The sequence below is a fragment of the Desulfobulbaceae bacterium genome, assembly GCA_015231515.1.
In the GTDB taxonomy this organism is placed as follows: Bacteria; Desulfobacterota; Desulfobulbia; order Desulfobulbales; family VMSU01; genus JADGBM01.
Window position 1 is genome coordinate 24,522 of the sequence record JADGBM010000028.1, and the last position, 8,183, is coordinate 32,704.

Here is an 8,183-nt window from a genome sequence, read left to right on the forward strand (position 1 = left end):
GTGTGACTGGATGGTATTGATGACAGCACTGGTCATTTTTCTCTCGCTAGGAGTCCATGCCCAAGCGCAGGATAACGGCAAGGTAGGAGCCAGAGAAGTAGTCGCGGCCTTTCCCAAAAATTTTCCTCCCCACTGCTTTCTGGACGAAAAAGGGGAGCCGGCCGGGTTTGCCATTGATGTCCTGAATCGTGTCGCAAGTATGATAAACGTAACGGTTAGGTATAAACCGGAACATAGCTTTGTTGAGGCGGTCAACTCATTAAATGACGGAACAGCAGACCTCATCCCTAACTCAGGGGTCACAGCTGAACGAGCACTTGAATATGATTTTACCATTCCTGTGGAGACCCTTAATGTTGTACTTTTTATTCGGAAGACATCCCATGACATTAAGGGTTTAGATGATCTGGAAGGTCGGAAAGTTGCCGTACTCCCTACCAATGTTGGTGAACAAATTGTCCGTGAACGGGGAAATATCACAGGTGTGGTCTACTCTGAAATATCGACTGCTCTTTTTGATCTGCTGGCCGGACATGTGGATGGATTCATTTATCCAAAACCGGCGGTCCTGAAACTGGCAAGACAAGCGAGAATCGATGATCATTTTACAATTGTCGGGCCACCGCTTGCTGAGATCAAGAGGGCAATCAGGTTGCGCAAAGGTGATCCGCTGTTGGACCAGCTTAATCCGGCTTTGAAACAATTCCTCCGGACCAAAGACTACCAGAACATTTATATGAAATGGTATGGGAAACCGCAACCTTTTTGGACAACGACTACAGTTGCCTTGACAATGGGAGCTATCTTATCTCTTCTGTTGTTTTGTATGTTTGTCTGGCGCTACAAAAGTTTAGCCCATTTGAATATCCTGTTAAATAAAGAAGCTAGTATTCGGAAAGAGGTAGAGGGAGAGCTCCGGACTCATCGAGACCGTCTTGAGGAATTGGTGTCTGCACGAACCAGCGAGTTAACCGAAAGTGAAGAGCGTTTCCACAATCTTTCTGATGCCGCTTTTGAGGGAATTGTTTTTACTGAAAAGGGAAGAATTCTTGAAACCAATGAAACTTTTTGCTCAATGTTTGGTTATCAATCGTCTGAACTTCTTAGCATGGATGCCAGCGACTGTGTAACTTTTGAAGAAAGAGAAAATGTTAAAAATAAAATACTTTCAGACTACGAACTTCCTTATGAGACAGAAGGTTTAAAAAAAGACGGAACCACCTTCCCCATAGAGGTTCGAGCCAAGATGTTCACTTACCAAGGGCGTTTAGCAAGTGTTTCAGCAATCCGTGATATCTCTGACAAGAAGAAAGCCCAAGAGAAACTTGCCGTAAGCGAAGCCCAGCTCAAGAATGCTCAGCGTTTAGCTCATGTTGGCAATTGGTCACTCAATCTGCAAACCAATTACCTGGAGTGGAGCGATGAGATATATCGGATCTTTGAGATAGAGAAGAAGAAATTTGCAGCATCATACGAGGCATTCCTCGATGCCATTCACCCAGATGATCGTGAGATGGTGAATAAGGCATATAGCGGATCTCTCACCTCGAAAATACCTTTTTCGGTAGAGCACCGTCTGCTCATGAAGGACGGCAGAATCAAATATGTCATTGAACAATGTGAGTCTTACTATGATAATAACGGAGATCCAACAAGCTCTGTTGGGACAGTTCAGGATATTACAAAGCGCAGAACGGCCGAACTTGAGCTTGAAAAACTCAACGAGGAACTCGAAAAGCGAGTCACAGAACGTACAAGGCAACTCCAGATAACAAGCAACGATCTACAGGACACCCAGCGTTCCCTAATGAACATTGTGGAAGATCTCAATGAAAAAAGTAGGGAGCTTGAAATTTCTAATGCCAAACTTCAGGGACTCGATAGACTGAAATCCTTGTTTATTGCCTCCATGAGCCATGAATTACGGACCCCGTTGAACTCCATTATTGGATTTTCAACCATAGTTCTTGACGAATGGTTCGGACCCTTGAATGAAGAACAGAAGACAAAGTTGGCCATTGTTCTCAGGACCGGCAAACACCTGCTGACCTTAATCAATGATGTTATCGATGTCTCTAAGATCGAGGCGGGAAAAATGGATTCCACGATCGAAGAGTTTGATATTCGTGATCTTGCCAACGAGGCCCTTGAACTGGTTAAAAAAGACATTGATGACAAGGGCCTTTCCCTACAGATTGAGGTGAAGCCTAAAAAACTTCATGTTGATCGGCGTCGACTTTTTCAATGTTTGTTGAATCTGTTTTCAAATGCCGTCAAGTTTACCGAGCAAGGGACTATTACCATGAAAACCTCCCTGCTTAAAGGAAGCTCTACCTTTAATGGCAAGGATTGTCTGCAAATTACCGTCAGTGACACCGGTATCGGGATAGCAGAGAAAGATCTGCCCAGGTTGTTTACTCCATTTTACCGTCTTGATACACCCTTACGAGTGCGAGAAAAAGGGGCCGGTCTTGGCCTCTATCTGGTCAAAAAGATAACAGAGGAGATCCTCCAGGGCGAAGTCGGCATGGAAAGCATTTACGGCAAAGGGAGTTCATTTTTTATGAAAATTCCACTTGTTGCACAAACAGGGGAGGAAAACGATGAAAACAGTTCTGGTGGTTGAAGACAACCAAGATAATCTTGAACTAATCAGCATAGCTCTGAAAAGAAGCGGCTACAAGGTCATATCTGCTGAAACCGGGGAAATGGGTGTTGAAATTGCTGTTCAGGAAAGACCATATTTTATTGTCATGGATATTGACCTGCCCGGCATAGACGGCTTTGAAGCTACACGAAGACTGAGAGCGTCCGAAGCCAATTGCGATATACCTATCATAGCCATCACCTCTTTTGCCATGTCTGGGGATAAAGATAAGATTATTGGGATCGGTTGCAACGGATATTTTGAGAAACCGATCAACCCCCTGACCATCGTTGATGATATCAATAAGATACTGGAGGAACTTGGCAAATGAAGATCCTAATTGTTGACGATAACATTGATGACCGAGTCCTGTTGCGGCACATTGTTGAAAGAAATGGACATGAGCCTATCGAGGCCAAAGATGGAAAGGAAGGCCTTGAAATTGCCGTACACCACCATCCTGACCTGATTATCTCAGATGCCCTGATGCCTGTTATGGATGGATTTGTCTTTCTCAAAAAAATAAAAGAGGATGAAGTCCTGCGAACCATCCCTTTTATCTTTTACTCTGCCACCTATCAAGAAGATAAGGACGTGGCACTTGCTAAAAGGCTAGGCGCTCGCGCTTATATTTTTAAACCCAAAGATCCCATTGAGTTGTGGGCTGAAGTTGAGCAAACACTTTTTAGTTGCCAGCAAGAGACCGCAGTTTCGTCCAAATTACTCAAGGAAGACGAAGTTGAATGTCTTGAGCAGTACAGCGAAATTGTTGCAACTAAACTCGAAGAAAAAGTTGCTGAACTGGAAAATGCCCTATGCCTTTGCGTGGAGTCTGAACGAGAGATACAAGAACAACATGAATGCCTGCAAAATGTCCTGGATGCCCTGACCCATCCATTTTACATCATCAATGCCAGCGACTATACAATTGTTCTGGCAAATAAGGCTTCTCATTTGTCAAGATATAAGGCCGGGATCACTTGCTACCAGCTTACCCACAATCAGAGTAAACCTTGTACGGGACAAGATCACCCATGCACCATCATTGAAATAAAGAAGAACCTGGGTCCGGTTGTACTGAAACACACTCATTTAAACGCTGAGGGCGAGGCGAGAACTGTTGAAGTGCATGGGTATCCGATTTTCGCGTCCGACGGTACAGTCGAGCGGGTGATTGAATATTGTATCGATGTGACAGAACAGGACGAACTGAAGAGGCAGTTACAACAAGCTCAGAAGATGGAAGCAATTGGTACTCTCGCTGGAGGAATTGCGCACGATTTTAATAACATTTTAACTGCTATTCTCGGGTATTCGGAAATGGTTCTTGAACAATTGCCGGATGGGAGCATGCTTCGGATGCAACAAGAACAAGTCATTAAAGCTGGAGATCGGGCAAAAGAGCTTGTTCGGCAGATTTTAGCTTTCAGCAGACAAGACAATCAGGAAAGGATACCAATGCAAATCCATATGATCGTCAGAGAGGCACTGAGCTTATTGCGATCCTCAATTCCAACTACAATAGAGATAATCACAAACATCGATACAAAAGCGGGTATGGTGCTGGTGGATCCAACGCAGATTCATCAGGTAGTAATGAATTTGTGCACTAATGCGTATCATGCAATGCGGATAACTGGCGGAACCATGACGATTAATCTGTCTGCTTGCCAGATTGGGAAAGAAGAATTACTTGCTCAAACTAAGATTTTATCTCCCGGTATCTACGTGAAACTTGAGGTGAGCGATACCGGTTGTGGTATAGACAAAAATACATTGGGAAAAATATTTGATCCGTACTTCACAACTAAAAAGAAGGGTGACGGTACCGGACTTGGCCTGTCTGTAGTTAACGGTATTGTAAAGAACTATGGCGGATATGTCTCAGTGTCAAGTGCGTTAGGGATAGGTTCAAAATTTGAGGTGTATATCCCGAGTATTCATGCCGTAGGAGATGTCACAAAAACTGAGCAAAAAGGATACCCATATGGAACAGAAAATATTCTTATTGTGGATGACGATGATAGTATTGTGAACTTGCAGCAGTTGATGCTTGAAAACCTCGGGTATCATGTGCGTTCTTTCACAGATAGCAATGAACTTTTACAGGCCTTTAAAAGTCTGCCTGGTGAAGTTGATCTGGTGGTTACGGATATGACCATGCCCGAGATGACCGGTGCGAAACTTAGCCAAAAACTCATGGCGGTGCGGCCTGATATTCCTGTGATTATTTGTTCCGGGTTCAGTGAGTTGATCGATGCAGGAAAAGCTGAAGCTCTTGGAATCAAGGCATACCTCAAAAAACCTGTCTCAAAAAGAGATTTGGCAGAGACAGTTCGCCGGGTATTGGATGAGAAAAATGGTTGAGTTGTCCAACAAAAAAACTTTTGCTTTTTGAGATATTAAGACGGAATTCCACGGCTGAAACTAACAAGCTCAACTTTCCGGGTTAATGTATTGTATGCACTTAATGGTATTTTTCGTAGGTTGGGTTACATTTCAATGGCCACCGGAATTGTTGGGTTTGAGGAAATACAGACTATTTACTGATTTCCCAGCACCTCAAACCCAACAAACTTGGCAGTATGAAATAAAATCAACCCAACCTACGCGACAATAATCACGAAACAACAACGGGTTATGCCACCCCGGAAAGTTGAGTAACAAGCGAAATACAAGATAAATGGGTGCCAAATTTCCTTATACAAGGCCCCTATCCTTTGCTGCTTGGTAATAGATACAACCTGAATTGATACATGCGGCTGGTTTATCTCTGCCGAGTTTTTCCTTCATAAGTAGAATGCCATCATGGTTGCATAATGTTCTTTCAACTTCCCAACAATGCTTATTATCTTTTCGCTGAAACATTGGGCAGTCTTGGTTTTTGCATCCTAAGTACTCATAGCATGTTTCCATGGTGAACCTCTTTTTAAGCTACGTTGCGGTGGACTGTCAGAGAAATTGTTACTGCAGAACGCTGCCAATAACCGGCGGCCATAGCCGTCCGCGTTAATTGGCCTTGTTATTTTAACCTTTACCCGATCGCGCCAGTTGTTGTCAATTTAGACATTTTTTTTCTCTACACTTCTTCTTGTGACGTTCCAAAGATAAAGCGACAAGCAGCATTCTGTATTGCAACGACAGCTGGGTGCTTTATTATTCGCTCAATAGATATCGCATAAAATTGTTCTTTAACAGCATCTGCCCTTCCAACAATTTTTACATTGTGTTGCAGTTGAACTTCTTTTTCAATTATTGAGGGAGCTGCAAAAAAACCGTCACCAGCCTGACCGAAAACCTTTAGCAATGCCGGGTCATCAAATTCGCCTGATATATTTGGTCGAATATCTATAGAATCAAACCATTGATCAAGGGAACCTCGCAAGGCAGACATAGGACTGGGAAGTAACATCGGCATGCGATCTAATGATTGGGGGAACTCTCCCTCTAATCCAGCGACAAGATGATCACTTCCAAAAAAACTCACTCCGCATTCGCCAAGTAAATGGCTGTAAGCTTTAACGCTTAGGCCAGGTTTCACTGGTGTATCAGTTAGCACAATATCAAGACTATGAACGGAGAGTTCCGCCAGAAGCTGATCCGCCTTCCCTTCATGGCACACAAGGCGTACCTGCTCAGGAAGATGCAAGGCTGGTTCTAAAAGTTTACGGACTACCAATTTGGGCAAAGCATCTACGACACCAACAATTAAGCGCAATGGGCCAAACATTGGTCTCCCCTTAACCGTGTCCATCATTTCTCGGCCAAGGGCGAAAATCTCATCTGCGTATCGCAAGGCAACTCGCCCCATCTCGGTCAGCTCTAGGTTGCGACCAACTCGGTGGAAGAGTTTGCCGCCCAGCGTCTCTTCAAGTTTACTAACTTGGGCACTAATAGTGGAAGGTGCCAGGTGCAGCCGTTCACTAGCTCGGCTTATGCTTTCCTCCCTCGCTACTGACCAGAAATAGTATAAATGGTGATAATTAAGCCACTCCATAATTCTCCTTTCGCTATTTACGAACGATAATAGCTAAATTTTCTATTTGTTGCAACTGTGTTCTTGTCTTATCTTAGTTTTAACGAAATAAAACATTAAGGTGTAATTATGGATAGTTCACAATTTCTCGGTATCACAACATTTGCCTATTTACTATCAGCAGTTGCCTATGTAGGGATTTTTGTTTTTCGAGCCCGAAATCTTGGAATTGCGGCAACTGTGGTAACAGCCCTGGCTTTTATAATCAACACAACCGGAATAGGACTCCGGTGGGTTGAGTCTCACCAGATGGGGATTGGTTATGCCCCATTGTCAAACATGTATGAATCGCTGGTCTTTTTCTCCTGGTCGATTGCTATCTTTTATCTATGGGTCGAATATAAATACAAAAATCGCTTTCTTGGCGCTTTTGCCATGCCATTTGCGGCGCTGGCAATGATACTGGCTGAAATGAAAAACCCTGCAATTACGCCTCTTGTACCTGCCTTACAAAGCAACTGGCTTATCGCTCATGTTGTAACTTGCTTCATCGGTTACGCTGCCTTTGCAGTGGCCAGCGGCTTTGGCGCCATATATCTGATAAAAAATAGAGAAACGACAAATAATACGACTGGGAAATTTCTGTCACAATTGCCTCCTTTAAAAGCCCTTGATGACATTCTGAACAAGACTCTTGTTTTTGGATTTCTTTGGCTATCGGCGGGAATAATAACTGGTGCTATTTGGGCTAATTCTTCATGGGGAACCTATTGGAGTTGGGATCCTAAAGAAACCTGGTCGCTAATAACCTGGTTTATTTATGCTGCAGCCATACACTTCCGTTTCACAAAAGGATGGACAGGCCAAAGAGTTGCATGGTTTTCCATCATTGGCTTCGCTTCAGTTATGTTCACTTACTATGGGGTTAATTATGTCCTTTCCGGACTACATAGTTACGGGTAGAGAAAAATATTAGTGAGGTGGGCCAAACACAAAACTTTTTAACGATGGGTCAAGTGAGAAAAACAGTTCTGGAAACGATGACAGTGATGATAGCGGTAGCCGTTAATGATGGTACGGCGCCCCTGATGACGGTGATAAATCACAAGGAGAAATGGATCGCATGCCTCTTATAAAAAGGGCAAGAAACGAAAAAGTCTCCCAGGTGAACTCCTGGACTATTAATCGACTTTTCATAACCTAATTTTAGTGAATTGAAAGGATAACAAATGAAGAAACCAAGTTTATCAGCAACAGACCTTAAACACCTTATTAATCACGCAATTTCCGATCTGGAAATAACAAACACCGAATACCAGGAAATCATGAACCTGGCGCATGCTGACGGTGTTATCGACAAAGAAGAAAAAGCACTGCTTTCTCACTTTCAGCAAATGATCAGTAACGGCACTGTAAAAAGAGTGCGAGGTTGAAGGTAAATATTCGGTTTGCCCTGAAAGGGCCAGAACATACCAGCCCAGGGCAACGCCCTGGGGACTGGAATAGTACAGATAGCCCTGAAAGGGCGTGACATCTAAGCTGACCCTGCCGGTTTTAAGC

At 43.6% G+C, this 8,183-nt stretch carries 6 protein-coding genes; 5 read left to right on the plus strand and 1 reads right to left on the minus strand.

Annotated elements, in window-relative coordinates; translation table 11 throughout:
* Positions 1-19: 19 nt before the first annotated feature.
* Genes HQK80_06630 through HQK80_06640 form a run of 3 tightly spaced genes read left to right on the plus strand, consistent with a single transcriptional unit; the run spans position 20 to position 5,014 of the window.
* Positions 20-2,626 (plus strand): transporter substrate-binding domain-containing protein, encoded by a 2,607-nt coding sequence (locus HQK80_06630; GenBank protein ID MBF0221889.1) that lies wholly within the window; start codon positions 20-22, stop codon positions 2,624-2,626.
* The gene (locus tag HQK80_06635; GenBank protein ID MBF0221890.1) at positions 2,604-2,978 is read left to right on the plus strand and encodes a response regulator; all 375 of its coding nucleotides are present in this window, start codon (positions 2,604-2,606) and stop codon (positions 2,976-2,978) included. The genes HQK80_06630 and HQK80_06635 overlap by 23 nt, the downstream gene beginning before the upstream one ends.
* Positions 2,975-5,014, plus strand: a complete 2,040-nt coding sequence (locus HQK80_06640; protein ID MBF0221891.1) for a response regulator — start codon at positions 2,975-2,977, stop codon at positions 5,012-5,014. The genes HQK80_06635 and HQK80_06640 overlap by 4 nt, the downstream gene beginning before the upstream one ends.
* 712 nt (positions 5,015-5,726) lie before the next feature.
* Here HQK80_06640 and nhaR read toward each other — a convergent pair.
* Complete coding sequence (gene nhaR / locus HQK80_06645; GenBank protein MBF0221892.1) at positions 5,727-6,644, minus strand: transcriptional activator NhaR; 918 nt, start codon at positions 6,642-6,644, stop codon at positions 5,727-5,729.
* Positions 6,645-6,752: 108 nt separating this feature from the next.
* On the opposite strand from nhaR, the gene ccsB reads away from it, so the two are divergent.
* Entirely contained in the window at positions 6,753-7,586 is an 834-nt protein-coding gene (ccsB, locus tag HQK80_06650; GenBank protein MBF0221893.1) for a c-type cytochrome biogenesis protein CcsB, read from the plus strand.
* Positions 7,587-7,852: 266 nt separating this feature from the next.
* A complete protein-coding gene (locus tag HQK80_06655; protein ID MBF0221894.1) occupies positions 7,853-8,056 on the plus strand; it encodes a hypothetical protein in 204 nt (67 codons plus the stop codon).
* Positions 8,057-8,183 lie beyond the last annotated feature (127 nt).

Excerpts from the sequence above, each read along its gene's own strand:
- HQK80_06640 (MBF0221891.1), top strand. The coding sequence starts at position 2,975 with ATGAAGATCCTAATTGTTGACGATAACATTGATGACCGAGTCCTGTTG.
- HQK80_06655 (MBF0221894.1), top strand. The coding sequence starts at position 7,853 with ATGAAGAAACCAAGTTTATCAGCAACAGACCTTAAACACCTTATTAAT.
- HQK80_06630 (MBF0221889.1), top strand. The coding sequence starts at position 20 with ATGACAGCACTGGTCATTTTTCTCTCGCTAGGAGTCCATGCCCAAGCG.
- nhaR (MBF0221892.1), bottom strand. The coding sequence starts at position 6,644 with ATGGAGTGGCTTAATTATCACCATTTATACTATTTCTGGTCAGTAGCG.
- HQK80_06635 (MBF0221890.1), top strand. The coding sequence starts at position 2,604 with ATGAAAACAGTTCTGGTGGTTGAAGACAACCAAGATAATCTTGAACTA.
- ccsB (MBF0221893.1), top strand. The coding sequence starts at position 6,753 with ATGGATAGTTCACAATTTCTCGGTATCACAACATTTGCCTATTTACTA.